The sequence below is a fragment of the Rhodococcus sp. 05-339-2 genome (assembly GCF_002258965.1).
GTDB lineage: Bacteria > Actinomycetota > Actinomycetes > Mycobacteriales > Mycobacteriaceae > Rhodococcoides.
In genome coordinates this window covers 1-22,881 of the sequence record NZ_NOYW01000015.1, presented here as the reverse complement: position 1 = coordinate 22,881, position 22,881 = coordinate 1, and the positions used below count along the sequence as shown (strand labels likewise).

Sequence of the window (22,881 nt, the reverse complement as noted above, 5' to 3'; positions counted from 1 at the left end):
CACTCCGCAGCCCAGAAGTCCCAGCGAGCATCGACCACGCCGAGTCTCAGCAGTCCACGGCCTTGCCCGCGATCAGCCCCGACAGGTCGTCGATCTGCGCCAGCACCTCGAGATCGTCGCCGTCGACCAACCACCGCAGCACCAGCCCGTCGAGGGTGGCCATTCCGAAACGCGCGATCGACGCCACCGGCTCGAGCCATCGCGTACCGGTGTGAGCGGAACACTTCTCGAAGAACAACCGGGCCTCGGAGTCTCGGATTCGGTACTGCCCAGTGGCGATCTCGGCGGCCGTTGCGGACCCGAGCGCGCGATGACGCAACAGATAGGTCTTGATCTCGTAGGCGAGCAACTGCCGATCCGGCGACTTCTCGATCAGCAACCACACCGCGCTCAGACCGCCGTGCACCAGCTCTCGCAGACCGCGGACGCCCGGGAGTTCGCGCGTACCCACGGCACTGTCCAACGCGGCGTGCAGAATCTCGGTGACGTCGACGATGAGGTGTTCGCCCATCGCGATCACCAGATCCTGCTTGGTCTCGAAGTGGTACTGCACGATGCCCTTGGTGACCTCGGCATGCTCCGACAGAGCACGTACGGTCAGGGACTCGATTCCCACGCGCTCGGCGACCTCGATCGCAGACTGCACCAGTTGTGCGCGTCGCACATCAGCGGGCAGCCTCGATTGCATGACCCGATCCTAGGGCGCGGCCGAGTTCTGTGCCTCGGATTGATCCAGGCACGCCTCCGCGCGGTACGAGCAATGCAATAGTGATCGAATGAACGCGGGGTCGTGGCAGAACTGGGCAGGCAATCAACACGCGTCCCCGTCGGACCGCGCCGAGCCCACGTCGGTGGACGAGCTGCGCGTCGTGCTGGCCGGTGCCGCCGAACGATCTCGCACGGTGCGATGCGTCGGAGCCGGTCACTCCTTTACTCCGATCGCGGTGACCGACGGCGTCCAGATCGGCCTCGATTCGCTGCGCGGCATCGAATCCGTGGTGCACGACGACGGGTCGGCCCGGGTGACAGTGCTCGCAGGCACCCGGCTGCGCGAGCTGACCGCGCGGTTGTGGGATCTCGGGCTGGCCATGACCAACCTCGGCGACATCGACGAACAATCCATCGCGGGCGCCATCTCCACGGGTACCCACGGAACGGGAGGACGCTTCGGCGGCATCGCCACCCAGGTGTGCGCGGTGGAACTGATGACCGCGGACGGCGAACTCGTGCAGTGCTCTCGCGAGGAGAACGCGGAACTGTTCGACGCGGCCCGCATCGGGCTCGGTGCGCTCGGCGTCATCACCCGAGTCACGCTCGAGTGCGTTCCGGCCTTCGCCCTGCGGGCCGTCGAGGAGCCGTCGACGTTGCGGGCAACGCTCGCCGAACTCGACGCCACCGTCGCCGCCGTCGACCACTTCGAGTTCTACTGGTTTCCGCACACCGACCGCGTGCTGACCAAACGCAACACCCGCCTGCCCGGTGACGTCGTGCTGAAGCCGTTGGGAAAGGTGCGCTCCTACATCGACGACGAATTGCTGTCCAACACGGTCTTCGAGGGCCTCAACCGGGTGGTGACCCGCATACCGGCACTGATTCCTCGGGTCAATGCGGTCTCGGCTCGGGCACTGTCGGCTCGCGAGTACATCGACCGCTCGTACCGGGTGTTCGCGTCGTCGCGAACCGTCAAGTTCGTCGAGATGGAATATGCGGTACCCGCATCCGAGATCGGTTGGGTGCTGCGCGAGGTGGATCGATGGCTCGAACGGTCGTCGATGTCCATCGCGTTCCCGGTCGAAGTCCGCTTCGCCGCGGGCGACGACATCTGGCTCTCCACCGCATCCGGACGCCCGACGGCCTACATCGCCGTCCACCAGTACCACCGCCGCGATCACCGCGAGTACTTCGACGCCGTCGAAGCCATCTGCCGCAGCGTCGACGGCAGGCCGCACTGGGGCAAACTGCACTCCCTCGGCGGCGACGAGCTGCGCGATACCTACGAACACTTCGACGATTTCCTGCGTGTTCGGGACTCGATGGACCCGGACAAGTTGTTCGGCAGCGAGTACCTCGAGCGTCTGCTGTCGTGAGCGGTAACTCGTAGCAGGCTACGAAGTACCGCTCACCACGAATTCGCTTACATTGGAGCGAGTGAGCACAGGAAAACGCGCGCTGTCCGGCATCGTCGCCGCCGGAGTCGTCCTCGGTGTCGGCGAATTGATCGCCGTGCCCATCGGACCCAACTCGTCACCACTGACCGCCGTCGGGTCCTCGGCCGTCGACAACAGTCCGGCCGCGATCCGTGAATGGGCCATCGACACGTTCGGCACCTCCGACAAGCTCGCCCTGTTCGTCGGCATGGCCGTGGTGATCGGCGCGATCGCCGCGGCGGCAGGAATCGCCCGCAAGCCGATCGGTGCCGTGGTGTTCGCCGCACTGGGCGTTGTGGGCGTACTCGCGGCAGTGACTCGACCCGACGCCACCGCGCTCTACGCAGTCCCGACCATCGGCGGCGTCATCGTGGGCATCGTCGTGCTGCACGCCCTCATCGGTGCCGCCGCCCCTGCGACCGAAGGCATGAACCGACGTAGTTTCCTGACCCTCGCCGCCGGTGCCGCGGTACTCGGCGTCGTTGCCGGGACAGCCGGCCGGATGCTGACCTCCGCCCGCGCCGTCACCGCGGATCGACTCGGCTTCATGCTGCCCACGCCCACTCCGCAACCACCGATCCCGGCCGGGGCGGACCTGAAGATCGACGGCCTCGCGTCGTACATCACCCCGAACGACGACTTCTACCGCATCGACACCGCGCTGGTCGTGCCGCGGGTGGCGTCGGATACGTGGTCGTTGCGGATCCACGGCATGGTGGACCGCGAGATCGAGCTGACGTTCGCCGACCTGGCGCAGCGCCAGGCGGTGGAGAAGACGGTCACCCTGACCTGTGTCTCCAACATCGTCGGCGGCGACCTCGTGGGCAACGCGACGTGGATCGGCTACCCGCTCAAGGATATTCTCGAAGAAGCAGGCCTCTCCCCCGACGCCGACATGGCACTGTCGTCGAGCAGTGACGCCTTCACCGCGGGCACTCCCCTCGAGGTGCTGCTCGACGGCCGCGACGCGCTGCTGGCCGTCGGAATGAACGGCGCACCGCTGCCCGTCGAACACGGCTACCCGGCGAGGCTCGTCGTACCCGGTCTGTACGGCTACGTCTCGGCGACCAAGTGGGTCACCGACATCGAGATCACCCGCTTCGACCGCGCGACGGCATACTGGACCGACCGCGGTTGGGGCGCGCTCGGGCCGATCAAGACGGCCTCCCGGATCGACACCCCGCGATCGGGCAGTTCCGTGCCCGCGGGGAAGACGGTCATCGCCGGCGTCGCCTGGGATCAGCACACCGGTATCGACGCCGTCGAAGTGCAAGTGGACGAGGGAAACTGGGTGCCGGCCACACTGTCCGAGGAGTACTCCAAGGACACCTGGCGGCAATGGACCGTCGAGCTGGACCTGCCCTCGGGCCAACACGCGATCCGAGCCCGCGCCACCAACTCCGCGGGCGAGCTGCAGACCAACCAGACCGCCGACACCGTTCCCGATGGTGCCACCGGCTACCCGCGGATCTCGGTGACGGCGACCTGATCCGGACAGTCGCGCTGATCTAGACAGTCGCGAAGCTGGAGCGAATCGAGTTCTCGGCCAGCTGCTTTCGCTCGGCCGTGGTGAGACCCATTCCCGCTTCGAGGGCCGCGAAGTTGTCGTCGACGTAGCCGCCGAAGTAAGCGGGATCGTCGGAATTGATCGACACCGACAGGCCGCGCGCGAGCATCTGCCGCAACGGCAGCTGGTCGACGTTGTCGATCACCTTGAGCCGAACGTTGGAGAGCGGGCAGACGGTGAGCGGAATCTGTTCCTCTACAAGACGATCGACCAGTGCTTCGTCTTCGAGGCACCGCACTCCGTGGTCGATGCGCTCGACCTTCAGCAGATCCAGTGCCTGCCAGATGTAATCCGGCGGCCCTTCTTCGCCCGCATGCGCGACGACGTGCAGTCCCTCGGCGCGCGCCTTGGCGAACACGTCGACGAACAGTGACGGCGGATAGCCCACCTCGGCGGAATCGAGACCGAGACCGATGATGGGGGCCTTCATGGCCAACAGATCGTCGAGTAGTTGGTTGGCGTGCAGCACCGGCTTGTCCCGCAGGATCGACGCGATCAGCCCACTGGTGACGCCGAACTCGCGCTCGCTGGAGGCGCACGCGTCCGCCAATCCGTCGACGACGGCCTCGAGGGGGACGCCGCGCTCGGTGTGCGCCTGCGGATCGAAGAAGATCTCCGCGTGTGTCACTCCGGCCTGCGCCGTGCGGCGAAAGTAGGCCCGAGCGAGATCGGCAAAATCCTCGGCAGTGCGCAACACGGCCATGTTGGCGTAGTACAGATCCAGGAACGACTGCAGGTCGGTGAACTCGTACTTCGCCCGCAGTTCGTCGATGTCGCTGTACGGCAACGACAATCCGTTACGCTCCGCCAGCTCGAATATCAACGGAGGTTCGAGTGACCCCTCGATGTGCAGGTGCAGTTCGGCCAGCTGATCAGTACTCACTCACCCGATGCTACTTGCCCGTGTACGTCGCCTTACCCGGACCGACCTCGAGGAAGCTCTTCACCGCACCCCGCAGATCCTCTGTTTCGAACAGGGCACCGGAGACCTCCGAGGTGACCTCGTCCGCATGGGACACACCGCCCGAACGCCACGCTGCCACAATCTGTTTCGTCGCCGCATGTGCGACCGTGGGGCCGTCGGCCAGTCGATGCGTCAGCGCGAGGGCCGCGGCATCGACGTCGTCGTGAACCTGATTGACCACGCCCCACTCCTTCAGTGTCTGCGCGTCGTACAGGTCACCGGTCATGACGAGCTCACGAGCCCGACCCGAACCGGCCCGCTCGGCGAGGCGCTGCGGGCCACCCATCGACGGCGTCAACCCGACGACGGTCTCGACCAGACCGAACTTGGCCTTGGGACCGGCGAGAATGATGTCGCAGGCCAGCGAGATCTCGAACGCGGCGGTGAGCGTCAAACCGTGCGCGGCGTAGATCACCGGGCAGGGCAGCGCCTCGAGCGGATGAGCAATCTGTGCGAACAGACCCCGCCACAGATCCGCACCCTGTGCGGCGGACAGGCCCTCGAACACATGGACGTCGACACCTGCGGAGTTGACCTTGCCCTCGGCACGAAGCAACACCGCACGAGGGGGCCGCGCGACGAGGTCGGCAACGTTCGCTGCCACCGCGTCGAACATGGCCTGATCGAACAGATTGAGCGGGCCGTGGTCGAAGGTGAGGACGGCGACCTCGGCGCCTGCCGCGGTGGTGGATCGAACGAGCGAAGTGGGTGCGTCAGCCATGGTTCGCATAGTGCCACACCGGTCTCGGACGGTTGTTACCAACGAGTATTGTGCGCAGGTAACTCACCGTTACCGAGAGGAACAGATAGATGAAGCGCAGCCTGTTCGAGGCCGATCACGAGGACTTCCGTGCGTCGGTGCGCGAGTTCGTCACCCGCACCATCACACCGGTCGAGGAAAAGCTCGTCGAACAGCGATACATCGACCGCGAGATCTGGCTCGAAGCAGGTCGCAACGGATTCCTGGGCCTCGAAGTGCCCGAGGAATACGGCGGCAGCGGAGCCGAGGACTACCGATTCAACGCCGTCCTCGCCGAGGAACTCGCCCGCTCGAGTGCCGCGGTGGCGTCGTGCTTCGGAATTCACGTGGACATCGTCGCTCCCTACCTGGTCAAGCTCACCACCGAGGAGCAGAAGAAGCGCTGGCTGCCCGGCTTCTGCAGCGGCGAGATACTCACCGCGATCGCGATGACCGAGCCGTCCGGCGGCTCGGATCTCGCTGCGCTCAAGACCACCGCCGTCAAGGACGGAGACGACTTCATCATCAACGGTTCGAAGACCTTCATCACCAACGGCAACTCCGCGGACCTCGTCATCGTCGCCACCCGCACCACGCCGGAGAAGAAGGCCAAGGGCATCACGCTCTTCGCCGTCGAGAACGGCACCGAAGGATTCTCCCGTGGCCGCAAGCTCGACAAGGTCGGTCAGCCCGAGTCCGACACTGCCGAGCTGTTCTTCGAGAACGTTCGGGTCCCGAGCTCGAACATGATCGGCGAATTCGACGGCGGCTTCATCCACATGATGCAGCTGCTCCCCCAGGAACGCATCAGCTGCTCGGTGGCCAACCTCGGACACGTGCGCCCGATTCTCGAGGAGACGCTGCAATACGCCAAGGACCGCAAGGCCTTCGGCCAGCAGATCGGCTCGCTGCAGTGGAACAAGTTCCTGCTCGCCGAGCTCGTCACCAAACTGGATGTGGCACAGGCCTACATCGACAACTGCATCGCCGCCCACGGCATCGGTGAGCTGACGGCCATCGACGCAGCCAAGGCGAAGTGGTGGAGCTCGCAGGTACAGAACGAGATTCTCGACCACTGCGTCCAGTTGCACGGTGGCTACGGCTTCATGAACGAGTACCGCGCCGCCCGGGCGTGGAAAGACGCTCGCGTCACGAAGATCTGGGCCGGATCGAACGAAATCATGAAGGAACTGATCGGCCGCGATCTGGGCCTGTAGTGCGCTTCGCGCAGTGGTGCGGATAAGTGCCGCAGGGGGGACCCAAACGCACCACTGCCGCAGGCACTTACTTGAACGCGGGCCGAGCGTAGAAGCAGACCGCGATCATGCCGACGATCAACACCGCGGCGGGCAGGATCAGAGACTGGGCCATGGCGGTCGTGAAACCGTCACGCAGCATCTCGGGCACTCGGCCGGCGAATTCGTTTGCCCCCGAGGCAGATCCACCGGTGGGCAGTTCGGCGGCCAGGCGAGACTGGATGAGCGCGCCGATGCCCGCACTACCGAGCACGGAGCCGATCATGCGGGTGGTGTTGTAGATGCCCGAGCCTGCGCCGGCCTGACTCATCGGAAGATTACGAGTTGCCGTGGCCGCCAGCGGAGACCAGATCAACGCGTTGGCCACGCCCATTGCGGCGACGGGGATCAGCAGCTTCCAGATCGCCGTGGTGGGTGTCATCTCGTACGCGAACCACAGCAGTGATGCGGCCAGGATGAACAATCCCGAACCGGCGATGTAGCGCGGATGTGTCCTGTCGACGAGCTTGCCGACGTTGGGTGCCAGAATGCCGGTCAGCAGTGCCATCGGCACGAACAGCAGTGCCGATCGGGTCGGGGTGAGCCCGGTGACGCTCTGTGCGTAGAACATGATCGGCAACATCATGCCGGACATCGCGAAACCCATTGCGGCGATGCCGATATTGGAGAGCGAGAAGTTGCGATCACGGAAGAGCGCCAACGGGACCAGCGGTTCGCTCTTGTTCACCGACTGCCAGTAGACGAACCCGGCGAAGACGAGTAATCCGACACCGATCAGGATCCAGATACCTGTCCCCCAGTCGTACTTCTGCCCTTCCTGAATACCGAAGACAATGCAGAACAGTCCGACGGCACTGAGTGCGACACCGAGCAGATCGAACTTGTGGTCGTTGGTGGGCAACACCGGAACGAACTTGAGCGCCAACGCAATTGCAACTACACCGACCGGCAGATTGATGAAGAAGATCCACTCCCAGCCGAGTGAGTCGACCAGGACGCCGCCGAGGATCGGACCGACGAGCGTCGCCACCCCCGCGACGGCACCCCACGCTCCCATGGCCGTTCCGCGCTTCTCGGCGGGGAACACCCGGGTGATCACGGCCATCGTCTGCGGGGTGATCATCGCAGCGCCGAGACCCTGCACGGCACGCGCAGCGATGAGCATCTCGATGGATCCGGACAGCCCGCACCACGCCGACGCGAGGGTGAACACGACCAGACCGGCGATGTAGAGGTTTCTGGGACCGAACTTGTCACCGAGTCGTCCGGTGACGAGCAACGGCACGGCGTACGCCAGCAGATACGCGCTGGTGACCCAGATGACGTTGTTTATGTCGGTGTTCAGGCCTGCGAGGATGGCCGGCTGAGCGACTGCCACGATGGTGGTGTCGACCAGAATCATGAAGAAGCCGAGGCACAGTGCCCACAGGGCAGGCCAGGGTTTGATCGCCTGCTGCGGCGGAGCGGTCTCGACGGCGTTCATACTGTTCTCCTAGTCCCGATCCGTCAGGGTCGTGTGGTGTGCGGAAATCTCGTGCGGCCACGGCAACGCGCCGCTGTCGACGCGATCGATGTAGCTCGTCAACCAATTCACTTCGGCGGACAACATGTGGTACGTGTAATCGATTCCGGCCCAGTAGATTTCGGACACCTTGCGTTCTGCTGCCAGGCGCTGGTAACCGGACAGTTCCTCGATCTCGAGCGACAGGTCTTCGATTCGTGCACGGAGCAGGGCGATCGCCTGGGACGCCGGTAGGTTGTGCATCTCGGACAGACCGAGGGTGAACTGCGGATACTCACGCACCGGGGTGCGGAGGATCTCGGTGAGCCTGTCGAGGAGAACGCGTCGGCCGGCGGGCGTGATCTCGTAGGTGGTGCGCTCGGGTCGGTTGCCGCCGCGGTCCGTTCCGACCTCGGCGACCAGTTCCTGCCCGTGGAGTCGCGCAACGGCGTGGTACAGCGACCCCGGTCGAACCTTGACGATTCGATCTTCCTTACGCTCCAGCAGCAGTTGGTACATCTCGTAGGGATGCATGGCACCTTCCGAGAGCAGTGCCAGGACCGATACGCCCAGCGGGTTCACTGCCGCCCCTCGCATCGCACTCCCTCCCGATACCCCAGTCGAATTATTCCAACTGGAATATAAGCTTGCGGGAAGGCCGACTGCAACCAGGACAATGCTCCGACCTGGGGATCAATCGGACATACGGCACATGATGTCCTGGAAATGCAGAAGGGACATCGACCGAGGTCGATGTCCCTTTCGACAGACGAAGGCCGGATACTCGGAATCTCTTCCGTGTATCCGGCCTTGTCACCGAATTTCTGGTGAAATCTACTTCGAGAAGCTCACTCCACCAGGAGAAGTCGGGTTACGAAGCTTGAATCAGATGGCGCGGACGCCGGTAGCCTGGGGGCCCTTCTGACCCTGGCCCACCTCGAACTCCACGCGCTGGCCCTCGTCGAGCGACTTGAAGCCGCTACCCTGAATCTCCGAGTAATGAACGAAAACGTCCGGTCCGCCACCATCCTGCTCGATGAAGCCGAAGCCCTTTTCGCCGTTGAACCACTTCACACTGCCCTGCGTCATTCTGTAAACCTTCTGTAAGCGAGCTAGATCTTCACGTCGAAGCTCTAATCTCAAGTCCGAGTCTGCCATCTATCGGCGCTGAGCGAAACACCGGGGGCGAAAAAGTTCGAAAGATTGCTTTGGGACGGTGAAACCGAAATGGAGCCCTGCGGCCCTGTGGCTAATGTTTCGAGCGTGAATTCCCCTCTGCCCGACGCGGGTCCGTTCGATCGCCACCGACTCGACATCGTCCGGTTGGCGTGGTGTCGACAGCTGCAGATGGACGATCGAGCCCTCGACACCGACTCCGACCGCGTCGAACATGTCGGTGCCACCGAGGACATCACCGTCCTGCGACTGGCCGAGACCACCCTGATCTCCGGTCCGTCCTGGGCGGTGGACGCCTCGCGCACACTCACCGGCCATGCCGGAACCGACCGCACCTGGATCTCGACGCTGTTGGGTGACCGATCCGAGCGCTATGACAGCGGCACACACACCGTGGCCTACGGGTCGGACATCGGCCACACCATCGACGTACACGACCCGCTGATCTCCCACGAAGCGGAGCATGCGCGCAACCTGGCTGCGCACTGCAGTGAAGCCGACGTCGCCGAGGCGTTCGACGAGCCGGTCTCACGGCACTGGTTCACTCTGCTCGGCGACGACAGGCCTGCGGACTCGGCGCACTCCCTCGCGTCGGCCGGCTACTCGGAGCAGCAGTTGATCCTGGCCGACATGCGTGTCCTGACGGACCCGAACCATCGCCGACGAGGCCACGCCCAGGTGGTCGGCAGGCTGGCGACCAACGACGCCATCGACGACGGCCTGATTCCGCAATGGCGATCGAGACCGGAGAACGCCAGTGCTCGACGCCTCGCCGCGCGGCTGGGCTACGTGGAGATCGGCGTCCGTCACACCGCGGTGCTTCGCGGCGATCACGGTTGAGGTACCTCCGGACTGGGTAGCGTCGTCGGGGACCGATCGATGCGAGGAGTGAACACAATGGCAGACGATGCCGCCTACGTGGAACCGGGCAAGGAATTCACGCGCGACACCAATTACATTCCGACGCGAATCACCGCGGACGGCCGAGACGGCTATCCGGTGGAACCCGGTCGGTACCGACTGATCGCCGCACGCGCCTGCCCGTGGGCGCATCGATCCATCATCGTGCGTCGCCTCCTCGGGCTGGAAGACGTGCTGTCCCTTGGCATTCCGGGGCCGACCCACGACCCGCGCAGCTGGAACTTCCAGGAAGAGCCAGGCGGCGTCGACTCCGTTCTGCAGATCCCGAGGTTGCAGGACGCCTACTTCGCTCGCTTCCCGGACTACGAGCGCGGCATCACCGTCCCCGCCATCGTCGACGTTCCCACCGGCGAGGTCGTCACCAACGACTACCCGCAGATCACCCTCGACCTGTCGACCGAATGGACGCAGTACCACCGCGACGGTGCCCCCGATCTGTACCCGGAAGCGCTGCGCGCCGAGATCGACGAGGTCGCCGATCTGGTGTTCCGAGACGTCAACAACGGCGTCTACCGCTGCGGATTCGCCGGCTCGCAGGAGGCGTACGAAAAGGCCTACGACCGCTTGTTCGCGCGCCTCGACTGGCTCGTCGAACGCCTGTCCACCCAGCGCTACCTCGTCGGCGAGCACATCACCGAAGCCGACGTGCGCCTGTTCACCACCCTCGTACGCTTCGATCCCGTCTACCACGGCCACTTCAAGTGCAATCGCAGCAAGCTCAGCGAAATGCCGGTGCTGTGGAACTACGCACGCGATCTGTTCCAGACGCCCGGATTCGGCGACACGGTCGACTTCGACCACATCAAGCGGCACTACTACGAGGTGCACACCGACATCAACCCGACGGCGATCGTGCCCAAGGGCCCGGACCTGGCAGGGTGGCTCGAACCCCACGGCCGCGAATCCCTGGGAGGATCACCGTTCGGCGACGGAACCGCTCCCCCGCCGCCGAAGCCGGACGAGCTCGTTCCAGCCGACCACTGGGTGCACTGACTCACGACCCTCCACGAGAAAGAGGCCCCATGGCCGGCAAGAAGGACGACGCACATCTCGACGTCGGAGGTGGAGGCAAGCTCGAACGCGCGCTGGTCAACATCCTCGACAACGCCAGCCGCCTCCAGGGACCCGCCGTCGACAAGTATGTCGCGCACGTGCGTCGAGCACACCCGTACGACACCCCCGCGCAGATCATCGAACGGCTGGAGAAGCGGTTTCTGCTCGCGGTCACCGGCAGCGGTTCCGCGGTGGGCGGTGCCGCGGCGATCCCCGGCGTCGGAACCGTCGCCTCGCTCGCAGCGGTGGGTGCCGAAACTGCCTTCTTCATCGAGTCCTCCGCACTGCTGACACTGTCGGTGGCCGCCGTACACGGCATCCCCGTCGAGAACCACCAGCAACGACGCGCCCTGGTGCTCTCGGTTGCGCTGGGCGAGTCGGGAATGCAGATCGTGCAACGGACAGTCGGCAAGACGGCGAAGAACTGGGGGCCGCTGATCACCTCCCGCATCCCGGGCGGCTCGATGACCAGCATGAACAAGTCGCTGGTGAAGAAGTTCATCACCAAATACCTGGCCAAACGCAGCGCGCTTCTGGTCGGCAAGATGCTCCCCGCAGGCATCGGTGCGGCGATCGGCGGCGCAGGCAACCGCGCAGTCGGCAAAGGTGTCATCAAGAATGCCCGCGATGCCTTCGGCCCGCCGCCTGCTCGGTTCCCGGAGAATCGGGTCATCGAACCGGACGAGTGACCGGCAGCGGAATCTTCGTGACTCTGCCGCGTTGACTACGAACATGACTTCCACACCTGAACTCGGCAAGTACGGCGTCTGGCGACTGCACTCGGCGTTCACACCCGAACTGTCCCGGGCGATCGAATCCTTCGGCTACGGGACGATCTGGCTCGGCGGCTCGCCGCCCGCGGACCTGACCACCAGCGAGGAGATCCTCGACGCCACCGAGACGGTCGTCGTCGCCACCGGCATCGTCAACATCTGGTCGGACGCAGCGGCCGACGTCGCCGCGTCGTATCACCGGTTGGAGAGCAAGCATCCGGGCCGATTCGTCCTCGGAATCGGCGCAGGCCATCCGGAGGCGACGCAGGAATACACCAAGCCGTACGACGCTCTGGTCGCCTACCTCGACGCTCTCGACGAGGCCGGAGTCCCGGTGGAGCGACGCGTCCTCGCTGCGCTCGGACCGAAGGTGCTCGCGCTTGCGGCCGACCGCACCGCAGGTGCGCATCCGTACCTGACCACCCCCGAGCACACCCGTGAAGCACGCCAGGCGCTCGGACCGAACAAGATTCTGGCACCCGAACACAAGGTGGTCCTCGAGTCGGATCCGGAGCAGGCACGCTCGATCGGCCGACCACCGGTCAACAATCCGTACCTGCACCTGCGCAACTACACCAACAATCTGAACCGACTCGGCTACTCCGACGAGGAGATCGGCGACGGCGGCAGCGACCGACTGATCGACGCGTTGGTGGCGCACGGTACCGCCGACGCGATCGCAGCACGGTTGAACGAGCACATCGATGCAGGTGCTTCGCACGTGACACTGCACTCGCTGCCCGACATGGCCGATCCGCTCGAGACTTACCGAGAGATCGCCGCCGCGCTGCATCGCTGAAGCGGGACGACTCGCGCACGTGGGGCCGCACCGGATGTCGGTCGCACCCCGTAGCCTCGAGTACCGGTTGCCGCGCGCAGCCGGTACTCGAGGTGACCTACGGCCAGGGGGATTGTGCACAGATGTCCAGCTATCCGGGAGCTGCGCTCGAAGCGCAAGCACTGACCAAGCAATTCGGCACAGTTCGCGCGGTCTCGGACCTGAGCTTCGTCGTTCCGCGCGGAACGGTCACCGGATTCCTCGGCCCCAACGGATCGGGCAAGACGACGACGCTGCGCATGCTCCTCGGACTCGTCGCTCCCACCTCGGGTGTCGGCCTCGTCAACGGCATGCCGTTCCGCGCGGCGACCCACCCCGCCCGCACGGTGGGTGCCGTCCTCGACTCGCTGAGCCTGCACCCCAAGCGCAGCGCGGCACACCACCTGAAGATCTACACCGCTGCGATCGGCATACCCGACAGCCGCGCGCTCGACGTCCTGCACCTCGTGGGGCTCGGTGACGTCGCCGACCGCGCCGCAGGCGGTTTCTCGCTCGGCATGCGTCAGCGCCTGACGTTGGCGACAGCCCTGCTGGGAGATCCGGAAATCCTTGTGCTCGACGAACCCGCGAACGGTCTCGACCCCGAAGGAATCGCCTGGCTGCGCGACTTCCTCAAGGCATTCGCCGCGTCGGGTCGCACCGTGCTCGTATCGAGCCACATCCTGCGCGAGATCGAGCAGACCGTCGACAATCTGGTGATCGTCAGCGCCGGCGCACTCGTGTACCAGGGTTCCATCGCGCAACTGCGATCGACGCGCCCGAGCCGCGTACTGGTGGCCGCATCGGACCCCGCAGCTTTGGCATTGGCCTTGGCCTCGAATGGGTTCAACGACAGCCAACTGCTTCCCGACGGACGCATCGGTGTCGCCGGTCCCGACGCGGCGACGATCGCCCGCATCGCGGCCGCCGCCCAGGTGACGATCTTCGGGACCACCGGCGAACACGTCGACCTCGAGCAGGTGTTCCTGTCGATGACCACGGGTCAGTACAACGCCGCACCCGTTCGGCAGACTCCCCACGGTTACGGCCCGCCGGGTCCTGCGCAGGGTTACGGCCCACCGCCGGGGTACGGCGCTCCGCCGCAGAACTACGGTCCGCCACAGAACTGGAACGGGGGTCAGCGATGAACGCACTGCTGACGTCGGAGATCCGTAAGGTCACCACACTGAAATTCTGGTGGGCGCTGGCGATCGCCCCGATCGTCGTCGGAGTGTTCGCGTCCGTCATCACGTCGGTGATCGCGAATCAGCTGGGTGAATTCGAGGAGGACCTGGACATCTCGGGTGGCGTCGCCTCGATCGGCCTGTACGTCGCCGCCGGTGCCGCGATTCTGTTCGCCGGGATCTTCGGTGCCGTCAACGCCGGAACCGAATTCCGCCACAAGACCATCACCACCAGCTTCCTGACCGCTCGCGGCCGCGACGGGGTGATTGCCGCCAAACTCGTCGTCACTGCGCTGTTCGGCCTCGGATACGGCCTGGTGGTGCTGCTGGCCAGCTTGATCTGCCTGCTGATATTCAACGAGCGGACCGTGCTGCTGGACGGCGCGTTCGTCGGCGTGGTGTTGTCGTGCCTCCTCGCAGTCGTGCTGTGGTCGATGATCGGTGCCGGCCTGGGTCTGCTGCTCAAATCTCCGACGTGGGCCGCGATCGTGCTCGTCGCCTGGCTGCCGTTCGGCGAGGGTCTGCTCTCGCTGATCCTGTTCGGACTCGGGCTCGGATCGGTCGCCGTAGCGCTGCCGTCGAACCTGACTCTGCCGACCATGGCGGCGACTCAACTCGACGACGCCGGCGACCTGGCGTCGTGGCCGTGGGCACCGCTCGGACTCGCGCTGTGGGCCGCGATCCTCACCGGCGTCGGCTGGTTCCTGGCCCGCACCCGCGACATCGACTGACGTCGCATCGTTCGCGGGCCGACCCTGTCGGTACTCGGGTCTACCGTGGTGAGGCGATGGCACACAGTAATGCGGTGAAAGACCGTGCAGCGGCACCCGGACGCAGCTCGTCGACACTCGACAGCGCAAAACCCGCGTCGAGGCCCCGGCGTGGGTGGATCAGACGTCTGATCGCGCAGTGCATGCTGCATCGACGCACCGCACTCGGAGCACTGGGCGTGACGATGATCGCCGCGGTCATCGACATCTCGTTCCCGCTCCTCACCAGAGTCGCCATAGACGACGCGACGGCCGGCAGAGGCGAGAAGATCGCCGCCGTCGCCGCCGCCATCGCACTGTTGGGCCTGGTGCGTTTCGCGTGCCAATTCGGTCGACGCATGCTCGCCGGCCGGCTCTCGATCGACGTCCAGCACGATCTACGCCTCGACCTGCTCGCGTCACTGCAGCGGCTCGACGGGCGCAAGCAGGACGAGATCCGTACCGGGCAGGTCGTCTCGAGATCGATCACCGACCTCCAACTGGTGCAGGGGCTGCTGGCCATGGTGCCGTTGTCGGCGGGAGCCGTCCTGCAGTTCGTGCTGGCGCTGGCGGTGATGGCGTATCTGTCGCCGCTGCTCACCGTTGTCGCGGTACTCATCGTTCCTGCGGTCGGCATCGTGGTCTACCGAATTCGGCCCACTCTCTTCGCGGCCACCTGGTCGGCGCAGCAACGCGCCGCCGATCTGGCACAACACGTCGAGGAGACGGTCACCGGCGTTCGGGTGGTCAAGGGCTTCGGGCAGGAAGCCCGCGCGGTCGATCGCATCGAGACACTGGGTCGCAGGCTGTTCGCCGAGCGCATGCGGTCGGCGAAGATCAACTCACGGTTCGCACCGTCGATGGCCACCATTCCTCAACTCGGTCTGGTCGGAGTCATTGCCCTCGGCGGCTATCTGGCCCTGGAGGGCCACATCACGATCGGCACCTTCCTGGCCTTCGCCACCTATGTCGCGACTCTGTCCGCCGTGACCCGCACCGTCTCGTCGGTGGTGATCATGGCCCAACTCTCCCGCGCGGCCGTCGAACGCGTCTACGAGGTGGTCGACACCGAGCCGTCCGACCCGGAACCGGCCGAACCCGTCGCGTTGCCCGACGGCCCGCTCGGAGTCCGTATCTCCGAGGTGACCTTCGGATTCGAACCCGAACGCGACGTGCTCACCGGCCTGGACCTGACCATCTCGCCCGGTGAGACGGTGGCCGTCGTCGGTCACGCGGGCTCGGGAAAGACCGCACTCGCACTCCTGCTCCCCCGCTTCTACCGCCCGACTCGGGGGCAGATTGCGCTGACGTCCGACGGAACGTCGATCGACATCGACGACCTCGACTCGACGTCGCTACGCGAGGCGGTCTCGCTGGTGTTCGACGAGCCGTTCCTCTTCTCCGACACCATCGCCGCCAACATCGCCCTCGGCAGGCCCGACGCCACCGCGGAGGACATCAGGCATGCGGCGCGGCTCGCGCAGGCCTCGACGTTCGTCGAGGCGCTCCCCGAGGGATACGACAGCCTCGTCGGCGAACGCGGCCTCACTCTCTCGGGCGGTCAGCGCCAACGCATCGCACTGGCCCGCGCTCTTCTGGTCGAACCGCGAATTCTGATCCTCGACGACGCCACTTCCGCCGTGGACGCCGAGACCGAGGCCGCCATCTTCGACGCGTTGCGCGGCGTCCGTACTCGCGCGACTCTCGTTCTCGCACATCGCCGTTCGACCCTGACACTGGCCGATCGCGTCGCCGTCCTCGACAACGGCCGCATCATCGACACCGGAACGGTCGACGAACTGGATCGGCGCTGTCCGTTGTTCCGGGCCCTCCTCGCAGGCGGGGACGGCGACGCGAACGACGACACCGACCGGGAACCGACAGCGGAACCGTCCGCCGACACGCTCTGGCCCGAGTCCGCGGCGGAGGCGACCGTCGAGCCCGGCGCGGTGTCAGCGCCCGCGCCCGGAGGCGGAGGTGGTCACGGAACTGCGATGGCGGGGGCCTTCGGCTCACTCGCGCCGACTCCGGCGATCTCCCGGGCGGTCGCGGCGCTGCCGCCCGCGACGGAGGATCCGGCTGCATCGGGAGTCGAACTTCGTCGACCCGACCCGGAGTTCCGGCTGTCGAGACTGCTGAGCCCGGTGCGGTTGTTGCTGGCAGCGGTGGTGGTGCTCCTCGCGCTGGACTCACTGGCCTCGATCGCGTTCCCCTCGCTCGTTCGCTACGCGGTGGACAGCGGGGTGGCCGGCGGAGACTCGAACACCCTGTGGATCGCCACCTCGATCGGTGTCGTGTTGGCTGCGGCGAGTTGGTTCGTCGTCTGCTGGACGACGGTCATCACGGCGCGAGCAGGCGAGCGAGTGCTCTTCGGACTCCGGGTGCGCAGCTACGCGCACATCCAACGGCTCGGCCTGGACTACTACGAACGCGAACTGTCGGGTCGCATCATGACGCGAATGACCACCGACGTCGATGCGCTGTCTTCCTTCATCCAGACCGGAGCCTCGACCGCAGTGGTCAGCGTGCTGACCGTCGTCGGCATCGCCGCCGCACTGCTCGTCACCGACCCGGCACTGGGACTGGTGGCGCTGGCGGTGGTGCCGCCCCTCGCTGTGGCCACCGTGATCTTCCGGCGCATCTCGTCGGCGGCGTACTCGACATCTCGCGAGCGCATCTCGATCGTCAATGCCGACTTCCAGGAGAACGTCACGGGACTGCGCGCCGCGCAGGCGTACCGACGCGAGGAGTACGCCGCATCCCGGTTCGCCGAACGCTCCGACCGCTACCGGGTGAGTCGGATGCGGTCGCAGACCGCGATCTCGGTGTTCTTCCCCCTCATCACGTTGCTCTCCGACATCGCCCTCGCCGTCGTCGTGTTCGTCGGCGCGCATCAGATCGCCACCGGCACCACCACAGCGGGCACTCTCGTGGCGTTCGTGCTCTATCTCGGGCTGCTCTTCGGTCCGATCCAGCAGCTATCGCAGGTGTTCGACGGTTACCAGCAAGCACGTGTCGGTGTCGGCCGCATCGGTGATCTCCTCCGCACCACGAGTTCAATAGAAGCGTCCACCAAATCGGACACCACCGCACTCCCCGGCGGACGCCTGCACGCCGACATAGAACTCGTCGACGTCGGTTTTCGGTATGCCGGAGCACAGTCCGACGCCCTGAGTGAGGTAAATCTCACCATCCCCGCCGGCACCACCGTCGCGTTGGTCGGGCGCACCGGCGCGGGCAAATCCACGGTCGTGAAACTGCTGGCCCGCTTCTACGATCCCACCTCCGGATCGGTGCGCGTCGGCGGCCACGATCTACGCGACTATCGCCTCTCGGACTACCGGCACCGACTCGGCGTCGTACCGCAGGAAGCGCACCTGTTCACCGGGACCGTCGCGTCGAACATCGCCTACGGCAGGCCCGACGCCACCCGTGCCGACATCGAGAACGCGGCCCGATCCGTGGGAGCTCTGAGCACCATCGCCGCACTTCGCGGCGGTATGCACCAGCCCGTCGGCGAGCGCGGTCAAGGGCTGTCCGCGGGTCAACGGCAGCTGATCGCACTGGCCAGGGCCGAGCTGGTCGACCCCGACCTTCTCCTGCTCGACGAGGCCACCGCCACGCTCGACCCCGCGACCGAACGCACCGTGCTCGCAGCGAGCAGTGCCGTCGCACGCACCCGCACCGCGGTGGTCGTCGCGCATCGCTTGGCGACCGCCGCACGAGCGGATCTGATCGTGGTCGTCGACGGCGGCCGTATCGTGGAAGTAGGTCGACATTCGGAGCTGCGCACGCAGGGCGGGTTCTACGCGCACTTGTGGACTGCAGCCGAAACGAACCGAGGGAATAATTCGATAGTCCAAGGTGTCATCGACAACGAGGCCGATGGTTACCGGTGAGTACATATCACAGCTACGTCCCGGACGCACGTGAGCTGGACCAAAGGTCTAGCCTGAACACGTACGCGCGCTGAACGGGAACGAAGACAGAAACGAGGCGAACTACTGCCGTGAGCAGCAGCTCTACTACCCAATTCGGACAAAATCAATGGCTGGTCGACGAGATGTACCAGCGATTCAAGAAGGACCCTTCATCCGTCGACGCGAGCTGGCACGAGTTTCTGACCGGTTACGACCCCGATGCAGCGACCGACGAGACCGCCGGATCCAACGGTGCTGCCGGTAACGGCGCATCCTCGAACGGCAGCTCGACCAAGTCCGCGCCTCCCGCAGCGCCCGCGCCACCAGCCAAGACGGCCGCTTCTGCTTCCGACAAGACCGACGCGCAGAAGGCCGCAGCACCCAAGGCAGCTCCGAAAACCGCCGCTCCCAAGGCCGAGGCCTCGAAGCCTGCCGCCGCCAAGCCTGCCGAGAAGAAGGCAGCACCGGCGAAGTCCGCTCCCGCAAAGCCCGCCGCAGCCGAGTTCGGCGAGGAGTCGAGCAAGGTTCTGCGCGGCGCTGCTGCAGCTGTGGCGAAGAACATGTCCGCCTCGTTGCAGATTCCGACCGCGACCAGCGTCCGTGCGATCCCGGCCAAGCTCATGGTCGACAACCGTCTCGTGATCAACAACCATCTCGCTCGCACCCGCGGCGGCAAGATCTCGTTCACGCACCTGCTCGGCTACGCCATCGTGCAGGCCGTCAAGGCGTTCCCGAACATGAACCGCCACTTCGCCGAGGTCGACGGCAAGCCGAACGCAGTCACTCCGGCAGCGATCAACCTCGGTCTCGCGATCGACCTGCCCGGCAAGGACGGCAACCGTTCCCTCGTCGTCGCCGCCATCAAGAACACGCAGGACTTCACGTTCACGCAGTTCTACAACGCGTACGAGGACATCGTGCGTCGTGCGCGCGACGGCAAGCTCACCGGTGAGGACTTCCAGGGCGTCACCATCTCGTTGACCAACCCCGGCGGAATCGGAACCGTGCACTCGGTGCCGCGTCTGATGAACGGCCAAGGCGCGATCATCGGCGCAGGTGCGATGGAGTACCCGGCAGAGTTCCAGGGAGCCAGCGACGAGCGTCTCGCCGAGTTCGGCGTCGGCAAGCTCATGACGCTGACCTCGACGTACGACCACCGCATCATTCAGGGTGCGGAGTCGGGCGATTTCCTCAAGACGATCCACAACCTGCTGATCAGCGACGAGTTCTACGACGAGCTGTTCCACTCGCTGAAGATCCCCTACGAGCCCATTCGCTGGCGCAAGGATCTGCCCGAGGGCACGGTCGACAAGAACACCCGCGTGCTCGAGCTCATCGCTGCGTACCGCAACCGCGGTCACCTGATGGCCGACACCGATCCGTTGCAGTTCACCAAGGACAAGTTCCGGATGCACCCGGACCTCGACGTGATCAGCCACGACCTCACGCTGTGGGACCTCGACCGCGAGTTCAAGGTCGGCGGATTCCACGGCAAGGACAAGATGAAGCTGCGGGACGTGCTCAGCGTTCTGCGCGACTCGTACTGCCGCCACGTCGGCGTCGAGTACACCCACATCCTCGAGACCGAGCAGGTCTCCTGGCTGCAGGAACGCGTCGAAGCCAAGCACGTCAAACCGACTGTGGCACAACAGAAGTACATCCTGAGCAAGCTCAACGCCGCCGAGGCGTTCGAGACGTTCCTGCAGACCAAGTACGTCGGGCAGAAGCGGTTCTCGCTCGAAGGTGCCGAGTCGGTCATCCCGATGATGGACTCCGTCATCGACCAGAGCGCCGAATACGCCCTCGACGAGGTCGTCATCGGTATGCCGCACCGCGGCCGACTGAACGTGCTCGCCAACATCGTCGGCAAGCCCTACTCGAAGATCTTCACCGAGTTCGAGGGCAACATGAACCCGGCCGCTGCGCACGGCTCCGGCGACGTGAAGTACCACCTCGGTGCCGAGGGCACGTACATCCAGATGTTCGGTGACAACGACATCAAGGTCTCGCTCACCGCGAACCCGTCGCACCTCGAAGCCGTCGACCCGGTTCTCGAAGGCCTCGTTCGCGCCAAGCAGGACCTGCTGGACAAGGGCACCGGCCAGGGCGGCTACTCCGTTCTGCCGCTGATGCTGCACGGAGACGCCGCATTCGCAGGCCAGGGCGTCGTCGCCGAGACGTTGAACCTGTCCGATCTGCGGGGCTACCGCACCGGCGGCACCGTGCACATCGTCGTCAACAACCAGGTCGGCTTCACCACCTCGCCGGAGTTCTCGCGTTCGTCCGAGTACTGCACCGATGTGGCGAAGATGATCGCCGCGCCGATCTTCCACGTCAACGGCGACGATCCCGAGGCATGCGCCTGGGTCGCTCAGCTGGCAGTGGACTTCCGTCAGAAGTTCCACAAGGACGTCGTCATCGACATGATCTGCTACCGCCGTCGCGGTCACAACGAGGGCGACGACCCCTCGATGACGCAGCCGGCGATGTACGACGTGATCGACACCAAGCGCAGCGTCCGCAAGAGCTACACCGAATCGCTCATCGGTCGTGGAGACATCTCGCTCAAGGAAGCCGAGGACGCACTCCGCGACTACCAGGGCCAGCTCGAACGCGTCTTCAACGAGGTACGCGAACTCGAGAAGTACACCCCTGAGCCCAGTGAGTCGGTCGAGCTCGATCAGCAGCTGCCCGCCAAGCTGACCACCGCGGTCGACAAGGCCGTGCTGCACCGTATCGGTGACGCGCACCTCGCCGTTCCCGACGGCTTCAACGTGCACCCGCGCGTCAAGCCGGTTCTCGAGAAGCGCCGAGAAATGGCGTACGAGGGCAAGGTCGACTGGGCCTTCGGCGAGCTGCTGGCACTCGGATCGCTGGTGGACGAGGGACGCAACATCCGCTTCTCCGGCCAGGACACCCGCCGCGGCACGTTCACCCAGCGCCACTCGGTGATCATCGACCGCAAGACCGGTGCCGAGTACACGCCGCTGCAGAATATCGGCAGCGACAACCCCGGCAAGTTCATGGTCTACGACTCCGCGCTCAGCGAGTTCGCAGCCGTCGGCTTCGAGTACGGCTACTCCGTGGGCAACCCGGACGCACTGGTGATGTGGGAAGCGCAGTTCGGCGACTTCGTCAACGGCGCACAGTCCATCATCGACGAGTTCATCTCGTCCGGTGAAGCCAAGTGGGGTCAGCTCTCCGACGTCGTGCTGCTGCTGCCGCACGGCCACGAAGGTCAGGGTCCCGACCACACGTCCGGACGCATCGAGCGCTTCCTGACCCTGTGTGCCGAGGGCTCGATGACCGTCGCACTCCCCTCGACCCCCGCGAACTACTTCCACCTGCTGCGCAGGCACGCGCGTGACGGCATTCGTCGCCCGCTGATCGTCTTCACCCCGAAGTCGATGCTGCGCAACAAGGCAGCGGTGAGCAACATCGAGGACTTCACCGACGGCAAGTTCCACTCGGTGTTCGACGAGCCCACCTACGACACCGGCACCGGTGACCGCAGCGCGGTCAAGCGAGTGCTGATGGTCAGCGGCAAGCTCTACTACGAGCTCCTCGCTCGTAAGCAGAAGGACAACCGCGACGACGTCGCGATCGTTCGCGTCGAGCAGCTCTACCCCGTGCCGGTTCGCCGCATCAGGGAAGCACTCGAAAGCTACCCGAACGCAACGGAATTCCGCTGGGTCCAGGAAGAGCCGGCGAACCAGGGTGCCTGGCCGTTCTTCGGTCTCGCACTGCCCGAGCTCATGCCCGAGAAGCTGGTCGGCATCAAGCGCATCTCCCGTCGCGCCATGTCCGCACCGTCGTCGGGATCGAGCAAGGTGCACGCCGTCGAGCAACTCGAAATCATCGACGAGGCCTTCAAGGCAGTCGGCGAAGACTAGAAACACTCGCGACAGCGGCCCACTCCTTCGGGGGTGGGCCGCTGTCGTCGTTGCTGGGCTCCCCCGTTCCGCGTCAATGGACCACTACATACGTCTGCGCAGTACGACGGTCCATTCACGCGCCCCCCGGACACGAGTGAATGGACCCCTGCATACGTCTGAGGAGTGCAATGGTCCATTGACGCGGGGCGGGGGCGCGTGAATGGACCGTCGTACTGCGC

Annotated in this window: 17 protein-coding genes; 11 read left to right on the top strand and 6 right to left on the bottom strand. The window is 65.3% G+C overall.

The features are described from left to right. Positions 1-46: 46 nt before the first annotated feature. Complete coding sequence (locus CH273_RS13310) at positions 47-688, bottom strand: TetR/AcrR family transcriptional regulator (RefSeq protein ID WP_032396501.1); 642 nt, start codon at positions 686-688, stop codon at positions 47-49. A gap of 88 nt (positions 689-776) precedes the next feature. Here CH273_RS13310 and CH273_RS13305 point away from each other — a divergent pair, with 88 nt between their 5' ends. Then, positions 777-2,087 (top strand): D-arabinono-1,4-lactone oxidase, encoded by a 1,311-nt coding sequence (locus CH273_RS13305; protein ID WP_032396500.1) that lies wholly within the window; start codon positions 777-779, stop codon positions 2,085-2,087. A 61-nt stretch (positions 2,088-2,148) separates the two neighbouring features. Further along, positions 2,149-3,636: a molybdopterin-dependent oxidoreductase gene (locus CH273_RS13300; RefSeq protein ID WP_032396499.1), complete on the top strand. Its 1,488-nt coding sequence runs from the start codon at positions 2,149-2,151 to the stop codon at positions 3,634-3,636. A 19-nt stretch (positions 3,637-3,655) separates the two neighbouring features. Here the strand turns inward: CH273_RS13300 and CH273_RS13295 are convergent, their stop codons facing one another. Both CH273_RS13295 and CH273_RS13290 read right to left on the bottom strand, forming a co-directional pair. After that, positions 3,656-4,597: an adenosine deaminase gene (locus CH273_RS13295; protein ID WP_032396498.1), complete on the bottom strand. Its 942-nt coding sequence runs from the start codon at positions 4,595-4,597 to the stop codon at positions 3,656-3,658. Between the two features lie 10 nt (positions 4,598-4,607). Beyond that, the gene (locus tag CH273_RS13290) at positions 4,608-5,399 is read right to left on the bottom strand and encodes an enoyl-CoA hydratase/isomerase family protein (RefSeq protein WP_032396533.1); all 792 of its coding nucleotides are present in this window, start codon (positions 5,397-5,399) and stop codon (positions 4,608-4,610) included. A gap of 89 nt (positions 5,400-5,488) precedes the next feature. Between CH273_RS13290 and CH273_RS13285 the strand changes: the two genes are divergently transcribed. Continuing rightward, complete coding sequence (locus tag CH273_RS13285) at positions 5,489-6,634, top strand: acyl-CoA dehydrogenase family protein (RefSeq protein WP_032396497.1); 1,146 nt, start codon at positions 5,489-5,491, stop codon at positions 6,632-6,634. Positions 6,635-6,701: 67 nt separating this feature from the next. On the opposite strand, the gene CH273_RS13280 is transcribed toward CH273_RS13285, so the two are convergent. From CH273_RS13280 to CH273_RS13270, 3 genes are all read right to left on the bottom strand, one after another. After that, a complete protein-coding gene (locus CH273_RS13280; protein ID WP_032396496.1) occupies positions 6,702-8,156 on the bottom strand; it encodes a DHA2 family efflux MFS transporter permease subunit in 1,455 nt (484 codons plus the stop codon). Positions 8,157-8,165: 9 nt separating this feature from the next. Continuing rightward, positions 8,166-8,756: a PadR family transcriptional regulator gene (locus CH273_RS13275; RefSeq protein ID WP_230596896.1), complete on the bottom strand. Its 591-nt coding sequence runs from the start codon at positions 8,754-8,756 to the stop codon at positions 8,166-8,168. A 303-nt stretch (positions 8,757-9,059) separates the two neighbouring features. Further along, positions 9,060-9,263 carry a cold-shock protein gene (locus tag CH273_RS13270; protein WP_008714360.1) on the bottom strand — a complete coding sequence of 68 codons (204 nt, stop codon included), beginning with the start codon at positions 9,261-9,263 and terminating at the stop codon, positions 9,060-9,062. 174 nt (positions 9,264-9,437) lie between these two features. On the opposite strand from CH273_RS13270, the gene CH273_RS13265 reads away from it, so the two are divergent. The 8 genes from CH273_RS13265 to CH273_RS13230 all read left to right on the top strand — a co-directional run bounded on the left by CH273_RS13265 (position 9,438) and on the right by CH273_RS13230 (position 22,660). Beyond that, positions 9,438-10,190: a GNAT family N-acetyltransferase gene (locus CH273_RS13265; protein ID WP_052049829.1), complete on the top strand. Its 753-nt coding sequence runs from the start codon at positions 9,438-9,440 to the stop codon at positions 10,188-10,190. A 57-nt stretch (positions 10,191-10,247) separates the two neighbouring features. Continuing rightward, complete coding sequence (locus CH273_RS13260) at positions 10,248-11,264, top strand: glutathione S-transferase family protein (protein ID WP_052049827.1); 1,017 nt, start codon at positions 10,248-10,250, stop codon at positions 11,262-11,264. 29 nt (positions 11,265-11,293) lie between these two features. Continuing rightward, positions 11,294-12,013: a hypothetical protein gene (locus CH273_RS13255; protein ID WP_032396494.1), complete on the top strand. Its 720-nt coding sequence runs from the start codon at positions 11,294-11,296 to the stop codon at positions 12,011-12,013. 43 nt (positions 12,014-12,056) lie between these two features. Continuing rightward, positions 12,057-12,896 (top strand): LLM class F420-dependent oxidoreductase, encoded by an 840-nt coding sequence (locus CH273_RS13250; RefSeq protein ID WP_032396493.1) that lies wholly within the window; start codon positions 12,057-12,059, stop codon positions 12,894-12,896. A 122-nt stretch (positions 12,897-13,018) separates the two neighbouring features. After that, positions 13,019-14,062, top strand: coding sequence for an ABC transporter ATP-binding protein (locus CH273_RS13245; protein WP_032396492.1), 1,044 nt, complete (start codon positions 13,019-13,021; stop codon positions 14,060-14,062). Further along, the gene (locus CH273_RS13240; protein WP_032396491.1) at positions 14,059-14,829 is read left to right on the top strand and encodes an ABC transporter permease; all 771 of its coding nucleotides are present in this window, start codon (positions 14,059-14,061) and stop codon (positions 14,827-14,829) included. Before CH273_RS13245 ends, CH273_RS13240 begins: the two co-directional genes overlap by 4 nt. 182 nt (positions 14,830-15,011) lie before the next feature. Continuing rightward, positions 15,012-18,746, top strand: coding sequence for an ABC transporter ATP-binding protein (locus CH273_RS13235; protein ID WP_032396530.1), 3,735 nt, complete (start codon positions 15,012-15,014; stop codon positions 18,744-18,746). Positions 18,747-18,856: 110 nt separating this feature from the next. After that, entirely contained in the window at positions 18,857-22,660 is a 3,804-nt protein-coding gene (locus CH273_RS13230; protein WP_082322553.1) for a multifunctional oxoglutarate decarboxylase/oxoglutarate dehydrogenase thiamine pyrophosphate-binding subunit/dihydrolipoyllysine-residue succinyltransferase subunit, read from the top strand. The last annotated feature ends 221 nt before the right edge of the window (positions 22,661-22,881 follow it).